The sequence below is a fragment of the Thauera sp. WB-2 genome (genome assembly GCF_027594845.1).
Taxonomy (GTDB): domain Bacteria; phylum Pseudomonadota; class Gammaproteobacteria; order Burkholderiales; family Rhodocyclaceae; genus Thauera; species Thauera mechernichensis.
This window is the reverse complement of the sequence record NZ_CP088935.1, coordinates 3,498,204-3,521,023: the sequence shown is the minus strand read 5'-3', so window position 1 is coordinate 3,521,023 and position 22,820 is coordinate 3,498,204. Positions and strand designations below refer to the sequence as shown.

18 protein-coding genes and 1 riboswitch are annotated in these 22,820 nt (G+C 69.3%); of the genes, 7 read left to right on the top strand and 11 right to left on the bottom strand.

All coding sequences use genetic code 11. From position 1 onward, the window contains the following. Positions 1-6: 6 nt before the first annotated feature. The 10 genes from LQF09_RS16125 to LQF09_RS16080 form a co-directional block, all read right to left on the bottom strand. Complete coding sequence (locus tag LQF09_RS16125; RefSeq protein ID WP_002925976.1) at positions 7-651, bottom strand: phage baseplate assembly protein V; 645 nt, start codon at positions 649-651, stop codon at positions 7-9. Beyond that, positions 648-1,730 (bottom strand): hypothetical protein, encoded by a 1,083-nt coding sequence (locus LQF09_RS16120; RefSeq protein ID WP_270068426.1) that lies wholly within the window; start codon positions 1,728-1,730, stop codon positions 648-650. The genes LQF09_RS16125 and LQF09_RS16120 overlap by 4 nt, the downstream gene beginning before the upstream one ends. Further along, positions 1,727-4,453, bottom strand: a complete 2,727-nt coding sequence (locus tag LQF09_RS16115; protein ID WP_270068425.1) for a M23 family metallopeptidase — start codon at positions 4,451-4,453, stop codon at positions 1,727-1,729. The genes LQF09_RS16120 and LQF09_RS16115 overlap by 4 nt, the downstream gene beginning before the upstream one ends. Before the next feature lie 12 nt (positions 4,454-4,465). After that, the gene (locus LQF09_RS16110) at positions 4,466-7,966 is read right to left on the bottom strand and encodes a hypothetical protein (RefSeq protein ID WP_270068424.1); all 3,501 of its coding nucleotides are present in this window, start codon (positions 7,964-7,966) and stop codon (positions 4,466-4,468) included. Positions 7,967-7,972: 6 nt separating this feature from the next. Continuing rightward, positions 7,973-8,563, bottom strand: a complete 591-nt coding sequence (locus LQF09_RS16105) for a hypothetical protein (RefSeq protein WP_002929529.1) — start codon at positions 8,561-8,563, stop codon at positions 7,973-7,975. Further along, the gene (locus LQF09_RS16100) at positions 8,560-9,714 is read right to left on the bottom strand and encodes a hypothetical protein (protein WP_270068423.1); all 1,155 of its coding nucleotides are present in this window, start codon (positions 9,712-9,714) and stop codon (positions 8,560-8,562) included. The genes LQF09_RS16105 and LQF09_RS16100 overlap by 4 nt, the downstream gene beginning before the upstream one ends. Then, positions 9,707-10,231, bottom strand: a complete 525-nt coding sequence (locus LQF09_RS16095; RefSeq protein WP_270068422.1) for a hypothetical protein — start codon at positions 10,229-10,231, stop codon at positions 9,707-9,709. Before LQF09_RS16095 ends, LQF09_RS16100 begins: the two co-directional genes overlap by 8 nt. Positions 10,232-10,235: 4 nt before the next feature. After that, positions 10,236-10,745 carry a hypothetical protein gene (locus tag LQF09_RS16090; RefSeq protein WP_002929540.1) on the bottom strand — a complete coding sequence of 170 codons (510 nt, stop codon included), beginning with the start codon at positions 10,743-10,745 and terminating at the stop codon, positions 10,236-10,238. A 22-nt stretch (positions 10,746-10,767) separates the two neighbouring features. After that, positions 10,768-11,850 carry a phage tail sheath C-terminal domain-containing protein gene (locus LQF09_RS16085; protein WP_002929541.1) on the bottom strand — a complete coding sequence of 361 codons (1,083 nt, stop codon included), beginning with the start codon at positions 11,848-11,850 and terminating at the stop codon, positions 10,768-10,770. Between the two features lie 102 nt (positions 11,851-11,952). Continuing rightward, positions 11,953-12,399, bottom strand: coding sequence for a hypothetical protein (locus LQF09_RS16080; RefSeq protein WP_002929542.1), 447 nt, complete (start codon positions 12,397-12,399; stop codon positions 11,953-11,955). Between the two features lie 257 nt (positions 12,400-12,656). Here LQF09_RS16080 and LQF09_RS16075 point away from each other — a divergent pair, with 257 nt between their 5' ends. The 7 genes from LQF09_RS16075 to LQF09_RS16045 all read left to right on the top strand — a co-directional run bounded on the left by LQF09_RS16075 (position 12,657) and on the right by LQF09_RS16045 (position 21,319). Beyond that, positions 12,657-13,556 carry a ribose-phosphate diphosphokinase gene (locus tag LQF09_RS16075; RefSeq protein ID WP_232433262.1) on the top strand — a complete coding sequence of 300 codons (900 nt, stop codon included), beginning with the start codon at positions 12,657-12,659 and terminating at the stop codon, positions 13,554-13,556. Between the two features lie 238 nt (positions 13,557-13,794). Then, a complete protein-coding gene (locus tag LQF09_RS16070) occupies positions 13,795-14,709 on the top strand; it encodes an adenylate/guanylate cyclase domain-containing protein (protein WP_002929545.1) in 915 nt (304 codons plus the stop codon). 63 nt (positions 14,710-14,772) lie between these two features. After that, positions 14,773-15,762 carry an efflux RND transporter periplasmic adaptor subunit gene (locus LQF09_RS16065; protein ID WP_270068421.1) on the top strand — a complete coding sequence of 330 codons (990 nt, stop codon included), beginning with the start codon at positions 14,773-14,775 and terminating at the stop codon, positions 15,760-15,762. A gap of 8 nt (positions 15,763-15,770) precedes the next feature. After that, complete coding sequence (locus tag LQF09_RS16060) at positions 15,771-18,866, top strand: efflux RND transporter permease subunit (RefSeq protein WP_333482884.1); 3,096 nt, start codon at positions 15,771-15,773, stop codon at positions 18,864-18,866. Positions 18,867-18,974: 108 nt separating this feature from the next. Then, positions 18,975-19,164, top strand: a riboswitch (yybP-ykoY riboswitch). 2 nt (positions 19,165-19,166) lie between these two features. Continuing rightward, on the top strand, positions 19,167-19,742 hold the full coding sequence (locus LQF09_RS16055) for a TMEM165/GDT1 family protein (RefSeq protein WP_002941602.1): 576 nt from the start codon (positions 19,167-19,169) through the stop codon (positions 19,740-19,742). A gap of 534 nt (positions 19,743-20,276) precedes the next feature. Beyond that, positions 20,277-20,981: an AzlC family ABC transporter permease gene (locus LQF09_RS16050; protein WP_002929555.1), complete on the top strand. Its 705-nt coding sequence runs from the start codon at positions 20,277-20,279 to the stop codon at positions 20,979-20,981. Continuing rightward, positions 20,978-21,319: an AzlD domain-containing protein gene (locus tag LQF09_RS16045; protein ID WP_002941605.1), complete on the top strand. Its 342-nt coding sequence runs from the start codon at positions 20,978-20,980 to the stop codon at positions 21,317-21,319. The genes LQF09_RS16050 and LQF09_RS16045 overlap by 4 nt, the downstream gene beginning before the upstream one ends. Before the next feature lie 83 nt (positions 21,320-21,402). Here LQF09_RS16045 and LQF09_RS16040 read toward each other — a convergent pair whose 3' ends face one another. Then, complete coding sequence (locus LQF09_RS16040) at positions 21,403-22,818, bottom strand: solute carrier family 23 protein (protein ID WP_270068419.1); 1,416 nt, start codon at positions 22,816-22,818, stop codon at positions 21,403-21,405. Between the last annotated feature and the right edge of the window lie 2 nt (positions 22,819-22,820).

The following is a 22,820-nucleotide window of genomic DNA, read 5'->3' as shown; positions in this document are numbered from 1 at the left end:
GTCAACCTAGTTGATCTTGACCATCGCGCCCTTGAGCACGAGGTTTCCGCCAGCCTCCAGCGTGGCGTCGCCGTCCGCCTTGAGGCGTAGCCTGCCCGCGGCGGAGACATCGAGATTGCCCGGGGTGTCGATCTGGACGCCGCCGCCACCGTCGATGCTGATCGTGGTGTCGGCGACCTGCAGCCGCATCACCGGGTCGTCGTCCTGGACCTCGAGCTTGAAGCGCTCGCCCATCAGGCTGACGCTGAAGCCCTGCGGCGACGACTGGCGGATCTCGACGCGCACGCCGCCATCGCGGGCGTCGGCACCCGAGGGCAGTTGCAGCACCCAGTCGTTTTCGCTGTTGTCGGGCGGCGTGTCGGCCTCGTTGTAGAGCGTGCCGCACACCACAGGGCGGTTGAGGGCGCCACCGACGAAGCTGAGCAGCACCAGGTCGCCGACCTCGGGCAGGCTGGCGAAGCCCTTGCGCGGGGTTGCGACCGGAACCTGGCGCAACACCAGCTCGGTGTCGCGCAGCACCACGTCGGCACTGTAGGCGCCGCCCCCCGATGCGGCCGGGAATACTGCCTGCACGATGCCGATCTCTGTCTGGCGGCGGCTGGCGAGTTCGCGCCGGATCATCTGCTGGATGGTGTCGTAGAGCGTGCTCATGCCGGCACCCCCGTCGCCCGGGTGATGAAGCCCCGGCCGGGCTCAAGCCGGTGCGTCACCGCCACCGCGATCCAGTCGCCGTCGCCGCGCCCGCCGGGGCAGCCTTCGAGCCTGAAGGGGCTGGCGATCTCCAGCGCCGGGCAACCCGGCACGCTGACGTTAACGCGCCCCGCGGCCTTGGCTGCGGCGGGGGCAGCGCCGAGCAGGGCGGCGACCGCGCCGGCAGCACCACCAAGGCCGCCCGGGCCCGCGCCGGGCGCGCCACCGCCCGGCGCGCCCGGCGTGTTCGTGGCTGGCTTTTCGCCGTCGCTCCAGGCGCCTTGCTCGGTGCGCCCGGTGAGGTCGGGGGCAAAGGGTGCGATGGCGGTGTCGTGCAGGTCGGCCTCAAGCGCGAGCAGGTCGCGCCCCCAGGCCCACTTCGCCACTGGCTGGCCGCGTGCGGCACGGGCGTTGAGGCGTCCGGCAGCGTCGGTCCACACCGGCACCCCGGCGGCCTTGCCCAGGCGGGACATCCATTCCCACAGGGAGCATTGGGCGTCGATGGCGAGGAAGGCGAATCGAGGCCCGGTGTCGAGCTCGCCGATGTCGAGCTGCGCTTCGCCCGCCCACAGCGTGAGCAGGTCGGCAAAGTGCTGGTTCTCATAGCCGGCGTTGCGCCGCAGCCGCGCCAGCGCGGTGGCCGGTGCGCCGAGTACGAGTTCGAGCACGCCGCTGGCGCCGCCGAGCAGGGCGATCGGGCCGCTGAAGACGGCCGGCGGATCGTCTCCTGCGCCGAGCTGCAGCTTGAGCACGTCGCCGGCGGCAAGCGCGGGGAAATCGGCGCGCGGCAGGAAGCGCAGGCGGCATGAGGACAGCGCGGGTGCGGGCAGCAGGTTCACTTCGGCGCCAATGAGTGCAGTGGTGAGTGGATCGGGCTGGCCGGGACCGGTGACCAGGGCCACGAGTTCGGCACCGAAGCCCCCCGCCGAGGCCGCGCCGCCGCCGCGCGAAACCTTGGCCTGCGGCGGTGGCAGCGTGCCGTTGCCCGCGCTGTGGTCGAGCGCGGCGCCGAGTGCATCCATGAGCGCGTCGCCGATCATGGTGGCAGCTCCGTGCTGCGGGCGTTGTTCGAGCGGTACCAGCGCAGGTTGCGCAGCACGCCGTCGCCCGGCGCGTCGGCGAAGACGAAGGGCAGTGTGTAGTCGCCCAGGTCGCCTTCCTGCAGGATGGGCCGCGGCGGGGTGTGCGTCGCCGCGCTTGGGTCGGGGCCGGGGACGACGTGCAGGTGAAGGTGGTTGTGGAAGCTCACGCCGGTGCTGCCCGCGCGCATCAGCGGGTTGCCGCGGCGCACCCGGGTGCCGATGATGTCGAGCGCGCCCTTGCCGTAGAGTGCTTGCCACAGCTCGCGCACGCCGCCGGTGGCGCCGTGGCCGTACACGGCATAGGTGGTGACCGGCGTGCCGCCCTGGTCGCGGTCCTGGTTGTCGATGCGGCTGTCGTGGCGGACCACGATGTAGTTCCAGCTCGGATTGCCATTGCGCCAGCCTGCGCCCATCACGGTGTCGGATGCGGTGCGTGCCGCGGTGCGCTGCGTACCGTCGGGATTGATGTTGTCCGGGATCCAGTCGAAGAAGTCGATCACGGTGCCGTCGCGGATGGCGAGGATCTCGTCGCCGAAGTCGTGCGCGAAATCGTAGGCATAGATCTGTGGGAAGCTGTTCCAGCGCGCATGGCTGAAGAAACCGAGATTGGCCTGGCCGACGTACATCGCAATGCCGGCCGCGTAGGGCAGTTGATAGGGCGAGCCGGCCTTGTCGGGATAGCCGGCGAAGTCGCTGCGCGGATTGCCGGCGGCGTCCGTGTAGGGCGTGCCCGCGGGGTCGATGCGCGGGTTGTAGCGCCCGTCGTCGGTACTGCCGTCGCGCTGGGCGTAGAACTCGACGATGAAGGAAAGGGTGCCGACCAGCGCGCCGACGCCGATCTTCTCGCCAAGCTGGATCGGTGTGTGGGTGCGGGCGATGGCCCAGGCGAGCAGGGTGCCGATGGCGTTGGAGAAGGCGCTCGCGAGCGGGGCGCCGAGCAGCATCCAGGGGAAATAGAGCGGGCCGAAGGCGGCCGCGCCGTTGTTGTCGAAGGGCAGGCCGTAGTCGTCGCGCGGAATGAGGGCGCGGAAGCCGAAGCCGATCGCCAGGTTGACGAGGCCGATGACGGCGTCTGCATGTGCCCAGTTGGCCGGGCGCAGGTCCTCGCCCGACGCGGGTGGGCCACCCGCCCCGGTCTGGTTGATCAGCGTGAACAGCGACAGGAAGAAGTCGTTCACGCCCTGGGTGGCGCCGCTGATGGTGTAGGCCGAGAGCGCATCGCCGCCGATGAGCGTGAGCCACTGCAGGAAGCCGAGGCCGGCCGTGGTTTCGGTGTGCACCCCCTCGAAGGAGCCGCCGATGACGGTGAGCATCGGCAGCAATGACGAGAACAGCCAGGTCGAACCCACCCCCCAGCCCAGCGAGCGGCAGAGCAGCGAGGGCAGCGGTGCGCCGCCTGCCCCGCGCGCGATGCCGTCTGTCCAGTGCCACAGCCAGAGCGGGATGTTGCAGGCGTACTCGCGCTCGCCCTGGCCCATCGCCACCGCATGCCAGAAGCCCGCGCCAAGTTTCTGCAGGATGGCGGTGGCCTGGGTCCAGCCTTCGAGGAAGGCTGGCGGTATGGCGCCGAAGCTGAAGTGCTCGCGGCTGGGCGGGCCGGCGAACTGGGGGGCCTGGAACCAGGCGAAGGGCGCGTCGGCGCGGTGCAGCACGGCGTCGTCGACGGTGGCACGGCGCAAGGTCAGGCATCGACCGTCGGTGCTGCGCCAGACCTCGTCGCCGGGGTAGCCAGGGGTGACGTTCTGCAGCAGGCCGATGCCGGCGCCGTTCGAGAACCCCTGGCGATGGCGTGCATACAGCCAGGAGGCGTACCAGCAATACTGTCCGTCGTCTTCGCGGCGGGGCGCGGCGTCCGCACGCGCGCTGGCCGGAGCTGTGCGACGCGCAGCCATCGCCGGTGCGGCGGCAGGGGGCGCGCTTGCCCGCGTGCTGCGGGCTCTGATTGCAGCAGCGCGGGTGATTTCGGCGAGCAGGCGCAATACCGCCTCGATGCGCCCGAGCAGGCATTCGGCCTGGCCGCCGATGCGTGGCAGCGGCGTTGTGCGCAAGGCGCGGATGAGGATGGCGGTGAGGCGGTCGACATCCAGGTCCAGGGTGGGGAAGTGCGGATAGACGTCCGTCTCCAGCCGGTTGAGCAGGCAGGCGAAGCTCTCGCGCACGGCGCGCGCGGCCGTGCTGGCGCCGGCGGGGTGTGTGCGCAACTCGGCGCGTACCTCGCCGAGCATGACCAGGAAGTCGGCGCGGAAGCCGGCCTGGCTCAGGCCCAGGGTGTCGGTGAGGATGCGGCTCGCACGCCGCAGGGTGCTGCGGATCTGTGCGTCGGACAGCAGGCCGGCGAGCGGTGCCAGGCGCTCGAGGCCGGCGGCGATGTGCTCGAGCATGTCGGCGGTCGTGGCCGGCGGCGGCCCGCTCGCAAAGCTGGCAAGCGGTGTGGTGAGGGGCTCTACCAGTGCGCGCAGTTCGTTCAGTGCCTGCGGCAGGCGTGGGCCGATCCGTGCCAGCAGGGTGGAGGCGAAGCGCTGGCCGGCAGCCTCGAAGGCCGGCAGGACCGCGTCCGCGGCAGCAGGGTTGAGGCTGAGCAGGTGTGCGAGGGCAACGACTTCGTCGGCGATCTCGTCACCGGCGCCGCGCCCCTGCATGCGGTTGAGCATTTGCGGCTGGATCAGGAGGGAGCCGAGCATCGTCCTGTTCTCCTAGGTGCCCACGCTGACGCTGACGCTGGCGCTCACGCTCACTGATGCGCCGCTGCCGCCGGGAGCGCTGGCAAGCAGTGCGGCGTAGGCGGCGTCAACGCGGCTGATGTGCAGGCGCAGTTCGGGTGGCAGCGCGTTGATCCAGTCGACGATGAGCTGGATCGAGGCGCTGGCGTCGAGCGCTGCGACCAGCGGCTCCACCGTCGCCCGCCAGGTCTCGTCCAGTGGCTGGAGCAGCAAGGGGTCGGGGTCGAGCGCGCCGACCTTGGCCTGCAGCTCACGGTGCATGGCGTCGAGCTGGGCGCGCTGGGCAGGCGGGATCACGGTGTCGAGCGAGATGCGCGCGAGCAGGCGGTCGCGGGTGGCCTCAAGCGGCTGGCGCAGTCCGGCGGGGTCGAGGGCGCGCAGTTCGCCGAGCAGGTCGCGGTATAGGGTATCGACCTGTTGCGCGTACAGGCCCGGGTCGAGTCCGGCGACGCGGTCGGTGAGCGATTCGATGCCTTCGAGCAGTGCGGCAAGCGCCTGCGGGGCGGCCAGGAGTTCGTCGAGCCTGGCCTGCAGGGCGTCGACCAGGCGGCGCAGTGCGGCCGTGGCGCTGCGCAGCAGGGCCACCAGCACTTGCAGACTGTCGAGGAAGAGCACCAGCGGGCGGCCGAACTGGCGCACCAGGGCTTCGCGCACCCAGGCGCGCAACTGGACGGGGTTGCCCGGCAGCAAGGCGGCGAAGGGGCCTTGTGCGGCCGGAAAGCGGTTGCCGAGCTGGTCGAGCAGGGTTGTCATGCGGGCGTCGGTTTCGGCCAGACGACGCGACAGCGCGGCGATGGCGATCAGGCCGTCCTCGGCGGCGCGGGTGTCGGCTTCGTCCAGCCAGCTGGCGATCGGGTTGGCGAGCGCGGGGGGGAGTGCGCCGAGCTGGCCGCGGATGCGGGCGCGGGCGAGCGCGAGTTCGCGCAGCAGCGCTGCGGACTGGGTGCCGGGGCTGGTGTCGGCGAGTGTTGTGGCGAGCGCGTCACGGTGTGCGGCCCACTGCGCGCGCAGGGCGTCGGCACTGCTGGCGAGCGCGGCCTGGCGCAGCGTGTCGAGGGCCTCGAGCTGCGCTGCTGTGGCCGTTTCCGGGATCTTGGCGAGGATGCCGTCGAGCCAGCTGTCGAACTCGCTGCCGGCGTCTCCCAGGGTGCCGAGACGGTCGACGAGGTGGTCGGCGACATCGAGCGCGCTTGCCAGGGTGCTGGCGAAGCTGCGTATGCGGTCGAGTGTCGCCGCCAGCGCCGTGCCGAGCTCGCCCGCCGGTACGGCAGCGTCCAGCGCCTGGAGGGCCTGGCCGAGTGTGGTGGTGAGCGGCTGCAGCAGGGCGGATGGGCGCAGGCCTTCGAGCTCGCGCACCAGCGCGCCATGGGCTTGCGCCGGTGCGGCGAGCGCGCCGCCGATGTCGAGCTGGCGGCCGAGGCGCTGGCGGGTTTCGGCCAGCGTGCGATCGGCTTCGTCCAGCCATTGCGCGGGCTGGAAGGCGGCCAGGCCGTCGCGCACTGCAGCAAAGGGTTCGGCCAGCAGTGGGGCGAGGGCCGCGCGCGGCGACAGTGCGAGCAGGCGGGCTCGTGCCTCTTCGGGAATGGCCTTGAGCTGGGTCAGCAGTTCGGTCGGGCTGGCCTCGAGCTGGGTGTCGAGACGGACGATGAGCGGGTCGGTGAGCGGCACCAGCGAGGGCGGCAGTACGCTCATGGCCGAGCGGATCAGCTCGGGGCCCGGAGCGGGCAGGGTGGCGGGGTCGATTGCGCGCAACACGGCTTCGAGCTTGCCGATGGCGGCGATGACCTCGTCCGCCACCGGTGCGAAGGAGATGCGTGACAGCGATTCGCTCAGCGCCTTCACCTGACCGAGCACTTGGATGAGCCGGGCCACGTCTTCTTGCTGACTGAGGCTGGCAAGGGGTTGCAGGATCTGCTGCAGCGGTGCGGAGAGCGCTTCCGGATCGATCGCGTCCATCGCCGTGTCCGCGGCCTGGAGGGCCTGCGCAAGGGCCGTGGTGGCGGGCGCAAGCGTGGCGGCAAGGGCTGCCTCGATGGCCCCCACGGCTTGCTCCAGGCTCTGTTCGAACTGACGCTGAAGGCGCGCGAGGTCGAGTGTCTGGAGCTGGCTGCGGGCATCGTCGAAGGCGCGTGCGCTGCTCGCCCCGAGCGCGGCGAGCTGGGCTTCGATGTTTGCGAGGGTACTGTTTGCGCGCGCCAGTGCGGTGGTGACAGGGGCGCTGACGGCGCTGATGTCGAGCAGGTCGAGCACCGTCTCGAGGCGCGTCTGGATATCGTCGATCAGGGCCTCCAGTGCGGCGAAGGCATTGGCAGGCAGACCCGGGATGGCGAGTCCGGGTACGGACTGGGTGAGGTCGGCCAGGCTCGCCCGTGGCAGCAGCAGGACCAGCGTGCGGCACAGCCCGGCGTCGAGGGCGCCAGGCAGCGCGAGGAGGGCGTTGTGCAGGCGTGCGCGGGCTGCCGTGCTGGCCGGGGCGAGCGTGACGTTGCGCGCCGCGAGCAGCGGTGCGCGCAGGGCCTGCGCATTCGCGAGCGCGGCCGCGATGGCAGCGGAGTCGGTGGGCTGCTCAGCGGTGAGGGCCGCGAGCGAGCCCACTGCAGTGACGAAATCGGCGCCCGCGCTGCCCAGTTCGATGCCGGGCTGGGTGGCAAGGTCCGCAGCAGGGAGCGCGCGGGGGATGTGGGCGCTGGTATTGGCTGCGATCAGCGCCGCGAGTTGCTCCAGTGTCTGCTGGAGTTCGGCCTCTACCGCTGCGGCGCTGGCATCGTCCCAGCGGATCAGTGTGTCGAGCGGGTCTCGCAGATCGTCGAGCACGGGTAACGAGCGCAGCTGGAAGTAACCCGGACGGAAGGTGCCCACGCGTGCATGCAGCCAGCGCAGCAGGCTGGGGACCGAAAGGTCGGCGGGCAGGGTGTCGATCAGTGCGTTTGCGGCCGTAACCTGTGCGGTGTCGAGCGCGCCGGCAGCGTTCGTGCCTGTTGCGCCGCTGCCTTCTCCCCCACCTTCGGCTCCGGCCCCGCTCGTGCTTGCGCCTGCACTGCTGCTAGCGGGGCCGGCCCCTGCCGTGAGGTCTGCCGGGATGGCGAGACCGCAGTGCCAGTCGGTGTTGAACACGGCCTGCAGCCGCGCAATGCGTGCGAGCAATGGTGCAAAGGCCGCTTGCAGGTCGGCGCCGAGGCGTTCGGGCAAGGCGGCAATATCGGCCTGCAGCGCCTGCGCGAGTCCGCCCAGCTCGCCCTGCAGGTTCGGCAGCAGCGTGCCGAAGCCAAGGCTGAACTCGAAGCCGCCGGACAGTTGTGGCACCGGCAGGCCGGCCAGGTCGGCGAGCGCGCTGCCGAAGTCGCCCGGCGGGCCGCTCTGCCAGCCGGCGATGAGGCGGCCGAGCTCACCGTAGGCGCCGCCGACGCTGCCCGCGATCGCGGACAGGTCGGCGCCGGATACTGTCAGGTCGAGTTGAACCAGCAGTCCGGCCATGGTCGCCTACTCCAGCAGGTCGCGCAGCCCGGCACCGATGCTGCCGAGTTGGCCGATGGCGGGCGCGGTGTCGCCCAGGATGCCGGTGAGCGGGCCTGTCGGGTCGGACAGTTCCGGCATGCTGCCGAGCGCCTGCAGCGCGTCGAGCGCCCCCATGGCGTCGTCGAGCAGGCCGGCAGCCTGGTCGAGCAGGCTGGTGTCGATGCCGCCGAGGATGTTGCCCGGTGGCGGTGGCGGTGGCGACTCGATGAGCCACAGCGCGTAGTCGATCTGGTCGGGCGCGCTGGCCTCGGCCTGGACATGAACCTGCTGCAGCAGCACGTACTGGATGTCGGTGCCGGTGACGATGTCGGAGACGAAGGTCAGGGGTTGTCCAGCGCCGTAGTGCTCGCGTACGGCGTTGAGCAGGTCGAGGCCGGCCTCGCTGCCGAACACCGAGCCTTCGATGATGATGCGTGCGGGACGGCGCTCGAGGTCCTGGAACAGGCTGCCCGCGCGCCCGGGTAGCGGGAGCTCGAGGAAGTCGCGCGTTTCGAGGGTCTCGAGCCTCGTCACCCGCGGCAGCTCCCAGTCGGCAAGCATCGGTGTCAGGCTCATGACAGATCGACTCCGCGTAACCAGGCCTGCTCGCGCAGCAGGCGCTCGAGTCCGGCCGCGAGCTCACCGGGGTGGGAGGGGGCGGCATCGGCGTGGTGCTCCGCCTGCGTGGGCGCACCGCCGGTCGTTTGAGGCGTGCGCGCGAGGACGGCGTCCTGGGCGCCCAGCAGGCGCGAGGGCGCGCGCCCTTGCGGGAGCAGCGCCGGTGCTCCGGACGTGCGGCCTGCAGGCTGCCCGGCAGCGGTTTGCGCCGGAGCAGGGCGGAGGTCTGCCCGGGGCGCGGTTGCGAACAGGGTGCCGACCAGTTGCCGCAGTGCGTCGTTGCCGAGCTGCGGTGAGCCGGTGAGGCTATTGTCCGCTGGGTGGCCAGGGGGAGGCACATCGGCGCGGCCCGGGCGATCGCGATGGAGAGCGGTGCGGCCAGGCCACCCCCCCTCGCCTTGCCGCAACGGTGCGCGCGGGTAAGAGGGCGTTGTGTCGGGAGCGGCCTGGACGGCTGCAGGCGGGCGCACATGTGCGGGGCCGGCGGCAGCCGGCAGGTGGCCAACGCGTGCGGGGCGAGTGTCCGGGCCCATTGAGAACCCGGACGAAGCGGAGCGGGAATCCCGGCCGTCTGCCTCCCGGGTGCCGCCGGTAGGATGCAGGCGGGGGAGGCGCTGCGGGCCGGGGCGGGGCGCAGTGTGGCGTCGGAGCAGGGCGGTGATGAGCGCGCCGGCATCCTCGCCTGCAGCGGTGGCCGCGATCGGGGGCGGTGTGCTCATCCCGCGTGCTGCCTGGCCGGCGACTTCTCTTGGCGGCGGGGAGGCAGTGGCCTCGTTGCCCATCCGGTCCGCGTGGCTGGTGCGGGCCATCGCCTGGCGTGTCCCCCGCAGTGGGCGTGGGTCGGCAGGCATCGCGCTTGCGCGTGGCTGGCTGCGAGCGTTGGCCCCGGCTGTCTCGGCACCCGCCGCGGCGGCGGCTGGCGCTGCAAAGGGGTCGAAGGACGCCAGGGCAGGAAGCCGGTCGAGGTGTGCGGCATGCGCGAGTCCGTGTTCGCTACAGCGGGCGATCAGGCTGGACAGCCTGGCTTCGACCGCCTGCAAGGCGTGCACACAGCACTTGAACCCGTCAAGGGTGCGATCTGGGGGCGTACGACCGTGCGTTTCAGCCATCGCCGTCTCGCTCTTCGCGCAGCATCTGCAGGTGCAGCAGGATCTGACCGAGGGTCAGCTCACCGATCTGTTGCGGCGTCCAGCCGAAGGCGCGCGCCAGCACATGGGCTGCGCGTGCAATGGGTTGCTCGGCGGCGTCCTCGAGTGCGGCCGGCGCTACGGCGAGGCCGCTGATGCGGTTGACCTCGGCGAGAAGGAACTCCATCAGGCCGAGCGGCAACGCGCTGATCTGCGGCAGGGTCAGCGCGGGGGTCTGCAGCGCAGCGTGCACCATCAGTGCGCCGGCGAGGCTGTCGCTGTCGCGTGCGGCGCGGCTGATGAGCTGCAGGTCGCGCACGGTGAGCGGACGGATCTGTACGCGGCCGGCGAGGCCGCTGCGCCCGGCTTCGACCAGCACGGCTGGGACCTCGATATCGAAGCTGGCGGCGCTGCCGGCGAGCAGCTCGTCGGCGGCAAGGTAGCGATCATGGGCGGGCGCTGCGGCTGTCGCTGCGCCTGCCTGGGCAGAGAGCGCCATGGCGTCAGCCCTGTTCGTCGCGGACGCTCAGGTAGAGGGCCTGGAAACGCGCGCCCTCCATGACGAAATCGTCTTCGGGCATGCTCAGGTTCCACTGTTCGAGCTTGACGTCGTGCAGCGTCACGATCGAGCGCGTGCCCGGGTTGGCGGCGTTCTCCGCCATCAGCGTGATGTTGAAGGCGGGTTGGGCCCACGCACTGCGCGGCCGCTGTTCGCTTGCCTCGCCCAGCAGCAGGCGCAGCAGCGCGCCGTTGAGCCAGGCACGGTCGATCTGGCCGCGCACGCTGACGTTGCCTGCGCGCAACTCGCTCGCGTAGCGCTGGCCGATCTCGTGAAAGGGACGGATCGCCGAGCTTACCTGGACGGTGACGCCGGTGACGCGGCCGACCTGGATGAGGTCGTTGCCTTCGATCACCGTGCTGGCGGCCGCACCTTCGGGGCCTTCGCCTGCAGGGGCGAGCAGGATGGAACCGTCGGCTCCGGTGTAAACATGGGTGTTGGCGGCGGATGGCATGTCGGTCTCCTTTCCTGCGCGTTCAGGACAGCGCGAGGGTCACGCGGATGTAATCGATGCTGAAGGTCGGCTGCATGGCGACGTTGACGATGCAGCGGCCCGCGACCTCGTCGGCGCGTGTCGCCTTGACCTCCAGCTGGTAGCCGGTGAGCGCCTCGTCGACCACCATGGTGGTCAGGAAGCTGTCGAGCGCGCCGTGCAGGGCGGTGCGCACGCGTTCGTTGTTGAGCCGGCCGACGAAGGGGTTGGCGACCTGGCGAATGCCTGCCTTGGCGTAGTCGACGATGCGCCGTGTGGTGATCTGCGCGAAGGCTTCCCCTTCGGTGGTGATGCCCCGCACGACACGGATGCCCTGGCGGTCCTCAAGCGCGCATACGTTGCCCTGCAGCAGTGCCTTCAGCTGGCCATAGCTGTAGCGGGTGGCGAGCTGGGTGACGCCGGCAAGCACCTTGTTGGTGGGGCTGGCCTGGGGCGCGAGGCTGGCGACCAGGCCCGCGACCGCGGCTGCGGTGTAGTTGCCTGGCAGGGTGACCATGGCGCCGGCCGCCGGGTCGTAGGCGCGCACCCCGGGCGATACCAGCACGACGCGCTTGTTGGCCGCAACCTGGTCGACGACGGCGGTCACAGTGCTCGCATCCGAGCCGATCACCGTGATCATGTCCTTGCCGTCGCCCTCGGCGGCATTGACCGCCGCCGGCAGCACTTGCAGCGCGGTGGCGGTGGCCAGTTCGGGCGCGACCAGGATGTTGATGGTGTCCTTGAGGAGTTCGGCCGTGCCGTTGGCGAAGGCGGTCTGGTCGGCGCCGGCTGCCAGCGCATGGGCATAGACGGTGCGTGCACCGTTGGCAAAGAGCAGGGCGAGGCCGCGCATCAGGTTGAGCGTGCCGGCGCTGAGCGCGTCCGAGGCAGCGTAGAGCTTGGCCGCATCCTCCATGCTGCCAAGGATGTGAGTCTGGCCGATCGCATCGGTGACGTCCTCGGCCGCAGCCGCGGTGCCGACGATGCCGACGTTGCCGAAGCTGACGCCCTTGGGCGCGATCAGTCCCTCTGCCTGTACCCGGATGAATGTGCCCGGAACGATCTGTTCCGCAAAGTTCTCTTCCATCGCCCGCTCCTTGGTTCCCCCTGGGGGTGTGTGCGCCCCGCGCGGGGCATTTTCGGCCGCACGGCGCGTGGTACGCGCGGTGCGCTGTGCGCGTCCGGGCACTCAGCCGTCGGGCGCGATGTCGAGGATGAGGTCCGTGATCACGCCCTCAGAAGTCGCGGGTGGGCGGATGAACTCGAAGTCGATGTCGAAGAGGATGGCGCGCGCATCGCTGCTGTCCGCACGTGCCATGCGATGGATGCCCGCAGCATGCAACTCGCTGCGCGACAGGCTGAGCAGGTGGGAAGCCAGGTTGTGCACATGGGCCCGTGCATCGGCCTCGCTGCCGCCATTGATGCTGAGGTTCAGGCGGGCATTCAGGCGCCGCCCGAACAGTGCGCCCTCGGGCGCAACATGGTGGCCGACATAGCCACCTAGCCCGAGCGGCCTGACGTGTCGCACGTCGAGCGCCCTGGTGCGGCTCAGGCCCGCGGGAGGCGCGTCCGGGAGCAGGCTGTCCACAGCCACACCCAGTGCGTCGATGGCGTTCTGGGACAGGGCATCAGGCATCTGTCTCTCCTGCGTCCGTTCGCACGCGGCCCCCCGGGCTCAGCTCGTGGAGTGGCGCGGGTGGGGAGGCTTTCCTTCCTTTGTCATAACCGGTTTAGTTGCCGGTGGGCGCTTTGTCAAACCGCGTGAATGGGGAGGTTCGCGGGCTGGCGAGGCGAGCCGCGAGGCCCTCTTGTCCGTTCGTGTGAAATCCTTGGCGCCAGGGCGGCTGCGGACTCTTCAAGGGGGGGCAACAGGGGAGTAGGCTTGTAACGATGATGAGTGAAGAGACCGTGCTCCTGCATTTCGAAGACGAGGCCGAGCAGGCCGGGCGTCTGGCGCAGGCTGCGGGGCTGGACCTGCAGTTGATCGAACGCCACCGCTTTCCCGACGACGAGTTGCGCTTGCGCCTGCCGGCCAGGCTGCCGCCGAGTGTCCTGCTCTACCGCAGTCTTTATCGCCCGAACGAGAAGCTGCTCGAGTTGCTGCTGGTCGCGCGTACGGCCGGCCGTCTGGGGGCGCGGCACCTGAGCTTGGTGGCCCCCTACATGGCCTACATGCGTCAGGACATGGCCTTTTGCAGCGGCGAGGTCGTCAGCCAGCGTGTGGTTGGCGACTTTCTGGCGGGCCTGTTCGACGCCGTGGTCACGGTCGATCCTCACCTGCATCGCGTCGCGACCCTGGCCGAGGCGATCCCTGTCCCACATGCGGTTGCTCTGTCAGGGGCCGGGCTGCTGGGTGCGCTCGCTGCCGAGCGGCGCGAGCGGCCGCTGCTGGCAGGACCGGATGCGGAGTCGAGGCAGTGGGTCGAGCTTGCTGCGCGCGAGCAGGGCCTGGACTTCATGGTGTGCACCAAGGTCCGCCATGATGACCGCCGCGTCGACATTGCGTTGCCGGACGGGGCCGCAGTGGCCGGGCGCGCGGTCGTGCTCCTGGACGACGTGGCCAGCTCCGGGCACACGCTCGCCGAAGCGGCGCGGCAGTTGCGCGCAGCCGGCGCCGCATCGGTCGATGTCGCCGTCACCCACGCCCTGTTTGCCGATGGGGCGCTCGAACTGATCCATGGCGCAGGCGTCGAGCAGGTGTGGAGTACCGACTGCATCGCCCACCCGAGCAATGTCGTCAGCGTGGCGCCCATGCTTGCAGCTGCGCTGACTACAATGGGACTCTGCCGGTAGCCGTGTGTGCCGCATGCGCGTGCGGGATGCGCGCTTGCAGTGGAAAGGTCCCCCACGGTGCGGCCCTGCACCGAGATGCGCTTTGTGCAGGGCGCGATGCGCATGTCGGCGGCGGCACCTTCAGCGATGACGTCTTCAAGCCTTAGTGCTAGCATCACGCATTCCGCGATGCTGCGAATGCGCGCCCCCTCTGCACGGGGCGCCCGTCTGCGCGTCCGGCGACAGAATGAGGAGGCGTGTGGAGCAATCGGTCAGGACCGTGGTATTCGCCGATCTTACGGGCAGCACCGGGCTGTTCGAGACGGCGGGCAATGTGGCGGCGACGCAGATCGTCACTCGCCGCATGCACGCGCTCGGTCGCCATCTGGCATGCGCCGGGGGGCGCGTCGTCAAGTACCTGGGCGACGGCGTGCTGGTGCTGTTCGACGACACGGTCGCCGCGGTTCAGGCTGCTGCGAACATGCCCGAGGTCGTGCGCGAGCTCACGCATGGCGAGACCGAACGCGCACCGCTGGGGATCAAGACGGGGGTCGCGCGCGGTTCGATCGTCGAGCATGGCGGCGATTGCTACGGCGATGCGGTCAACGTGGCCGCCCGCCTGAGCGACCGTGCCCAGGCGGGAGAGATTCTCATCGGCGAGAGCGTCTTCGACAGCTTGCCCGATGCGATGCGCCTCGGTTGCCACAGCCTCGATCGCATCAGCATCAAGGGCAAGGCCGAGCCGTTGCGGGTGTGGCGGGTGGATTTCAGTCGCACCGCCGAGACCACGATCACCACCATGCTTGGTTTCCAGGAACTCATCGATGGGCCGGTCTCGGTGCAGCGCATCGATATCGAGCGCCTCGACCAGCGTATCGAGCTCCATCCTGACGATGGCCCGCTGGTCATAGGTCGTGGCGACGGCGTTGGCTTCTCCATCGACGATCCGCGTGTGTCGCGCCGCCATGCGCGTATCGAGTGGACTGGCGGTCAGTGCGTGTTCACCGACTTCAGCAGCAACGGCAGCTGGGTTCGCTTTGCGTCGGCATCCGCGCCGGTGGCCCTGCGGCGCGACACCTGTACCCTGTATGGCGATGGCGAGATCGGGCTCGGTGCGACGCCCGACGATTTCACCGCGCCCACCCTGGGTTTTCACGTCATCGACCAACGCTGAGGCTGGGTTAACTTGCCGTCGCGGTCGTGGCCAGGCCTTCACTAATGACCACCTAGAGCTGCGATGAGAGTCCTCGCTGTTGTGTTGCTGTTGCTTCCCACGCTGTCGTTGGCGACTGAGTGGAGCGCGAAACCCCTGTCCGAGATCGCCCTTTACCCCGAGTTCCGCATACCCGCTGCAGTCCACGCGCGTGACGAAGCCGGCATCGCCGCCGAGCTTTCCGCACGTATCCTTGCCATGCCGGTGCGAGAGGGTGAGGCCGTTGCGCGCGGTGCAGTGCTGGTGCGTCTGGATGATGCGGCCTACCGCATCGAACTCGAACGCGCCCGCGCCCAGCGCGCCCTGGTCGATAGCCGCATCGAGCTGGCGCGTGCCCAGCTTGCACAGGCGCGTGCGCTGGCAGCGCGCGGTTTCATCAGCGCCGACGGCTTGCGCATCCGCGAGACCGAGGTCGGCGTGCTCGAGAGCGAGCGTGCTGCGGCCGCGGCTTCGGTCGCGTCCGCCGAGCTTGCCCTTGCGCGCTGCGTGGTACGTGCGCCCTACGCGGGTGTCGTGCGCAGCCGCAGCGCCAGCGTAGGCGACCTGGCAAGCCCGGGCATGCCTTTGCTCACCCTGGCGGCGAGCGATGAGGTCGAGGTCCGCGCCCGTGTACCGGCCAGCCAGGTCGAGGCTTTCGAGCGCGCCCAGGCCTGGCGACTGCATGTCGGCGACGCCGCCCATGAGTTGTCGGTGCGGCGTATCTCGCCTGTTGTAGAAACCGCGGGCCAGGTGCGCGAGGCGGTGCTGGTGGCGGCAAGTGCGCTCGCCCCCGGGCTGGCGGGCGAGTTGCGCTGGCGCAGCACGGACCCGCACCTGCCCGCGGCTTACCTGCAGCAGCGCGAGGGCGTGCTGGGTGCCTGGGTCGTTCGCGATGGCCAGCCGCAGTTCATACCCTTGCCGCAGGCTCAGGCGGGCCGGCCGTTGGCGGTGGATTGGCCGTTGGCGACCGAACTCGTCGACGACGGGCGCTTCGCGCTCGACCTGCATGCCGAGCGCGCGGCGGAAGCGCGGTGAGTGCGCCGATGCGCGGTGATCATGGCGGCGGCGTTTATGGCCGGCTGATCGACAACCATCCGCTGGCCAACATCACTTTCATCCTGGTGCTGGTAGCGGGCCTGTTCGCCTATCTCACCATGCCGCGCGCGCAGGATCCGGAGATCAACTTCAACTGGGTCAGCATCATGACCAGCCTGCCCGGGGCCTCGGCCGAGGATGTCGAGCGCGAGCTCACCGGGCCGCTGGAGGATGCGATCAAGCAGGTCAAGGATATCCGTTTCGTGTCCTCGTCCAGCCGCGAGGGCATGTCGTCGATCCTGGTGCGCTTCGAGGAGGTCTCCGAGCGCCAGTTCGACAAGCGCGTGAACGACCTGCGGCGCGAGATCCAGAACAAGGCGGCGGCGGAGTTGCCGCCCGATGCGACCGACCCGATGGTGCTCGAGATCACCAGTTCGAACGGGTTTCCGACCGCCGTGATGGTGCTGCACGGCAGCGGCGGCGAGCGCCTGCGGCGTGCAGGCTTCGTGCTCAAGAAGGAGATAGAGGGCCTGTCCGGCGTTGATCAGGTGATCGCGGCCGGGCTGGACGACCCGCAACTACAGGTCGATTTCGATCCGGCACGGCTGGCGGCGGCAGGGCTGTCGCCGATCGCGCTTTCCGATAGCGTCGCGGCCTGGTTCCAGAACACGCTCGGCGGCCGGGTCAGGGTTGAGGACCGCGAATGGCTGGTCCGCCTCGAAGGCAAGACGCCCGACCCCGAAGCGCTGGCCCAGGTCGCGGTGGTGACGCCGCAGGGGCGCGTTGCCGTCGACGAGGTCGCCGCGGTGGTGCGCGGCAGCGAGCGCGCGAACCAGCTTGTCAGCTACGGCGGGCAGCCCGCGGTGATGTTCTCGATCACCAAGCAGCCCGACGCCAATACCCTGCAGCTGGTCGAGCGCCTGCAGCAGTTTGCCGCCGATCGCAACATGCTGCTCGCTGCGCAGGGCGTTCAGCTGGCGCTGATCGACGATCAGACGCACGCCACGCGCCACGCGATCGGGGTCATGGAGTCGAACGCGCTGTTCGGTCTCGCTGCGGTGCTGCTGATGTGCTGGATCTTCCTCGGTTCGCGGCTGGCCCTGCTGGTGGCGCTGGGCGTACCGTTCTCGCTGGCGGGCACCTTCATCGCCGCCGAGCTGATCGGCTCGACGCTCAACCTCACCGTGCTGCTGGGCGTGGTGATCGCGCTCGGCATGCTCGTCGATGATGCAGTCGTGGTGGTCGAGGCGATCTATTACCGTCTGCAACGTGGGGATGAGCCCCATGCAGCGGTAATCGGTGGCGTGCGCGAAGTGGGGCTGCCGGTGCTGGCAGCGGTATTGACTACCATCGCTGCCTTCCTGCCGCTAATGCTGCTGCCGGGCATCCTGGGCAGCTTCATGTTCATCGTGCCTTTCGTTGTGACCGTTGGCCTGCTGATCAGCCTCTTCGAGGCGTTCTGGATCCTGCCCACGCATATCCTCGCCCTGAAGGTGCGGCCCGCGCAGCGGCGCACGCGAGCGCAGGTGCTGCGCGAGCGCTTCACCCATTGGCTGCGGGTGAAGTACGCGCGTGCCCTGGTCGGTGTGTTGCGCCGCCCGCGTTTGGGCGTTGCCGTCCTGGTTATGGTGATGGCAGGCGCTGGCGGGGCGGTCGGCGGAGGCTGGGTGAAGATGGAGTTCTTCGCCTTCGACTCGATGCGTCTGTTCTACGTCAGCGTCGATATGCCGCCCGGCGTCACTCCCGAGCGTTCGCTGGCCGCCGCCGAGCGTGCCGCCGAGGTGCTGGCGCGCACGATCGATCCTGCCGAGTTGCGCTCGATCACGCCCTATGCTGGGCTCAAGTTCACCGACACCGAGCCGGTTTATGGCGACCAGTACGCACAGGTGCTGGTGTCGCTGACGCCACGCAACGGCGACATGCGCGACACCGGCGAGCTCATCGCCGAGTTGCGTCCGCTGATCGAGGCGCTTGACGGCGAGGCGCGGTACTCCTTCATGGAGATCAAGGGCGGACCACCGACGGCCAAGCCTGTGTCGGTGAAGGTCAAGTCGGACGACTATGCCGTGTTGCGTGCGGCGGCCGATGCGGTGATGGCCGAAGTGGCCGGGCTTCCGGGCGTGCGCGACCTGACCGACGATGATGTGGCCGGGCGCAACGAGATGCGCCTGGTGCTCAACCGCGAGAAGCTCGCGCGTGCCGGGGTGGGGGCGCACGAGGTGTCGCGCCTGCTGCGTCTGTACGGCGAGGGCGAGATCGTCGCGACCACGCGCGACGCCGGCGAGAAGGTCGAGGTCGTGGTGCGCGCACGTGCCGAACCCTTCGCCGACGTGACCGAACTCTTGCAGCGGCCCGTGCCTCTGCCTGCGGGCGGCAGCGTGCAGTTGGGCGACCTGGTGGACCACGAGCTGCGCCTGTCCAAAGGCTACATCCGCCACTACCAGCTGACTCGCGCGATCACCGTCGAAGCCGAGCTCGAGCGCAGCGAGATCGACACGCTGGAGGCCAACAACCGCCTCAAGGCCGCCTGGGAGCGGCTGCAGCCGCAGTATCCGGGCGTGGAACTGGATTTCTCGGGCGAGCTCGAGGACATCCAGGAGAGTCTCGATTCGATGGGGCGCCTGTTCCTGCTGGGCCTTGGCCTGATCTACCTGATTCTGGCCGCTCAGTTCCGCAGCTACTGGCAGCCCTTCATCATCCTCGTCACCGTGCCGCTGGCTTTCACCGGCGTCGTCCTCGGCCTGCTGGTGTCGGGTAATCCGCTGTCGCTGTACACCCTGTACGGCGTGATTGCGCTCACCGGCATTGCGGTGAACTCGGCGATCGTCCTCATCGACGCCGCCAACGAGCGCCGTGCCGCAGGCATGAGCGTGCAGCACGCCGCGATCTATGCCGCGCGTCGGCGCGTGGTGCCGATCCTGATCACCTCGACCACCACCATCGGCGGTCTGTTCTCGCTCGCCATCGGCCTCGGCGGCAAGTCGCTGATGTGGGGGCCGGTCGCGGCGAGTATCGTGTGGGGCTTGGGCTTCTCGACCGTGCTGACCTTGTTCGCCGTGCCCTTGGTGTATCGCATGGCGATGCAGCGCGGCCAGGCGGGGTGATCTTCTGGCCACGGCGCCCTTAAAGCGGGTGTAGGGGACAGACCCCGATTTCCCCCTTGGTTTGTTGGCTTGTTGGCGACTTCGCTTTGACCCTGTGTGCGGGCTCGGCTAGAATCCGCGCCGTCATTGGGGAGTAGCCGCCCTCCGGAGCTCGGGAGGGGTGCGCGCCAACATGCTCGGCCGTCCGGCCGTGGTGCGCACGGGTCCATGGACCTGGCAAGACCTTTGACCCTGCTGCTGCCGTCAATGGCCGGGGTGGCGCGGGGTCATGGGTTTTCTGCCGGCCAGGACTGGAATCGAATGGACGCCTTCCTCATCTCCACTGCCATCGTCGCCCTTGCCGAGATCGGCGACAAGACGCAGCTGCTCGCCTTCATCCTTGCCGCCAAGTTCCGCCGCCCATGGCCGATCATTGCCGGCATCCTGGTCGCCACCCTGGCGAATCATGCCTTCGCCGCTGCGGTCGGCACCTGGCTCACCACCCTGATGGGGCCGCAGACCCTGCGCTGGGTGCTGGGCCTGTCCTTCATCGCGATGGCGGTATGGACGCTGATCCCCGACAAGCTCGATGAAGACGATGCCAAGCTGCCGCGTCTTGGTGTCTTTGGTGCCACCCTGATCGCCTTCTTCCTTGCCGAGATGGGCGACAAGACGCAGGTCGCCACCGTGGCGCTGGCCGCGCAGTACCAGGCCCTGGTTGCGGTGGTCGCAGGCACTACGCTGGGCATGATGATCGCCAACGTGCCGGCGGTGGTACTCGGCGACCGCATCGCCGCGCGCATGCCGGTACGGCTGGTGCATGGCATTGCTGCAGCGATCTTCCTCGGCCTTGGTATTGCGACACTGTTCGGTGCGGGCGAGGCGCTCGGGTTCTGAGTGCCTGCGAGGCGCCGCGCCGACAGACACCTGCCGCGCTCGAGCCACAGCGTGGGAACGGCGCCAGCCGCGAGGGCTTGAAGGCGATGCCGCCCGGGTCTGGCTCGGAAAAGCTCGCGGCTGGCGCCGCTCCTACAGCAGGCCGCGGTGCGCCTCATCCCGTGTGGGAGCGGCGTGAGCCGCGAGGGCTTGAAGGCGATGTCGCCCGGGTCTGGCTCGGAAAAGCTCGCGGCTGGCGCCGCTCCTACAGCAGGCCGCGGTGCGCCTCATCCCGTGTGGGAGCGGCGTGAGCCGCGAGGGCTTGAAGGCGATGCCGCCCGGGTCTGGCTCGGAAAAGCTCGCGGCTGGAGCCGCTCCTACAGCAGGCCGCGGCGCGCCTCATCCCGCGTGGGGGCGGCGTGAGTCGCGAGGGCTTGAAGGCGATGTCGCCCGGGCCTGGCAGTCCGCTTGCGATTTATCCAGTGTGGGCAGGGAACTGACATCGACTTGTTGCGATGGCCTGTTATGCTTGGACGCTTTTTGCACCCACGCCTCATGGAATCGTCCTTCCGCCGCGGTGCCCGCGAGGGCATGCGCGACTTCCTGCCGCTTTCGGTCGGTCTCGTGCCTTGGGCCGTGGTCACCGGCATCGCCATGCGCTCGATCGGGCTGTCGCCGCTCGAGGCCATGGGCATGAACCTGCTGGTCTATGCCGGCACGGCCCAGCTCGGCACGCTGCCGCTGATCGGCAGCGGCGCGCCGCTGTGGCTGATCTTCCTTACCGCGCTGGTGCTCAACCTGCGCTTCGTCATCTTCAGCGCGGCACTGGCGCCGGTGTTCCACGGCCACCCCTTCATGCGCCGCCTGGCGTCGAGCTACCTGCTGGTCGATGGCATGTTCGCGATCGGCGCCGAGAAACTGCACAAGGCGGACGATCCGCACTGGCGCTGGGGCTATTACATCGTGCCCTCGCTGTACTGCTGGGCGCTGTGGCAGTGCTGCGTGCTGGGAGGGGTGCTGGGGGCCGGCGTGATTCCGCGCGACTGGTCGCTCGAGTTCATGACCACGATCGCGCTGATGGTGATGATGATCCCGATGTTGCGCGCGCGCCCGATGTGGGTAGCAGCCCTGGTCGGCGGCCTGGGCGCGGTGTTGTTGCGTGAGCTGCCGTTGCGTCTAGGCCTGATCGCCGGCATTGCGCTCGGTATCGGTGCCGGGTTTGTCGCCGAACGCGCGCTGGCGGGGAGGGCGGTGCGATGACCGAAGGCGTGATGAGCGAGGGCCTGTGGCTGTGGCTGACCTTGCTGGCGATCGGCTCGACCACCATCCTCACCCGTGGCAGCTTCATCCTCGCCGGCGAGAAAGGCCGTCTGCCGCCTGCGTTGCAGCGCGCCTTGCGCTATGCGCCAGCGGCGGCGCTGTCGGCGCTGGTGATGCCTGACCTGTTGCTCGATGGCGGCAGCTTCGATCCCTTCAACCCCAAGCTCGCCGCCGGCATCGTGGTGGTTGCCGTGGCCGTGCGCTGGCGCAACCCCTGGCTGCCCTTCATCCTCGGCATGGCGGTGCTGCTGCTGATGAGAAAAGGGCTGGGCTGGTAGCGTTTCTGCTAACAGCTCCAGCCCCCTCGGCGGCCGCCTGCGCCGGGGCGGGCCCCAGCGCAGCGTGCGATCCGATTCGACGATTACTTCCTGGCCACGCCGTGCTCGTCGCCGGCTTCGATGTCGGCCGTGTTGTCGCCGATGATCGACAGGTCCTGCTTGGCACGCTGGGCGGCGTTGGGACGCTCGATCAGCCAGTACAGCAGCAGGCCGATCACCACCGCGTACACGGTCGCCTTCGGATCAGGCATGGCCAGCGTCACCGCCACGATGCCGGCCACGCCGCGTTCGGTCGAGTTCTTCAACTCTTCCATGCCCACCATGATGCAGATGTAGGCCGTCAGCACCAGGGTCAGCGACAGCGCGATCGGCAGCACCGGCTTGAAGAAGGACACCAGCGGCAGGATGAAGAGCGCGACGAAGCCGGTGATCCAGAACGTACCGCCGCCGGAGAAGATCGAGTCCATCGACTTGCGACCCAGCGCGTAGCGTTCGGCCACGGTGGCGTGGGCAGCGGTCCACAGCGGGCCGGCGAGGCCGGGCCAGGGCGCGAAGAAGGCGTGGATACCGTTACGCAGCGCGGTGACCAGGTGCACGCGGGTGACGTCGAGCTCGATCTTCTCGTCCGGGCGCAGGTGGTCGACGCGCTTGCACAGCGTGAAGCCGACCAGGATGTCGCCGAAGGCGATCACGTAGGCGATGATCGCGGTCGGGATGGCGAGCAGGAACATGTCCAGGCTGGGCATGCCGACGGCAAAGATCAGGTACTCGGTCATGCCCTTGAAGTCGGGCTGGGTGATGCCCCACTCGATGCTCGGCAGCGGGTACTCACCCACCGCCCAGCCCACCAGGATGGCGACGAAGAGGCCAGGGATCATGCCGAAGTTGGAGATCGTCTTGGCGAATCGGCTGGTCTCGACGATGTGCTTGAAGGAGAGCGAGAACAGGATGTAGGCCGACACGATCGAGCCCAGCAGCAGCGAGATCGGGGTGCTGTCGATACGGCCGCCGGCCTTGAGTTCGCCCATCATTGCCGCGATGCCGGCGCCGATGATGATGCCGCTCTTGAGCGAGTTGGGAATGATCGTCACCAGCTTGTTGCCCAGGCCGGTGATGCCCAGGATCAGGAAGATCGCGAACACCATGATCTGCAGTGCGAACATCGCGCGCACGGCCTCGGGGCCGGGCTCGAAGCCCTGCAGGAAGAGGATGACGACCGGAATTGCGGGGGTGATCCAGCCCGGGACGAGCGGTACGCCGAGCAGTGCGGGCAGCATGTAGCCGATGCCGGCGATGACGCAGAAGGCGAGCGCCGCCTCGTAGGGCATGCCAAGGTACTTCTGCAGCAGGGGGATCATGGCCAGGCCGACCACGAACATGAACAGGCCCTGCACCATCTCGGGGTATTCCCAGCGATAGTGGATGAAGGGCAGGCGGATCTTGAACGGGCCGAGCGGCCAATACGGATGCTCGGCGCCGTGCTGGCGCTGAATCAACATGG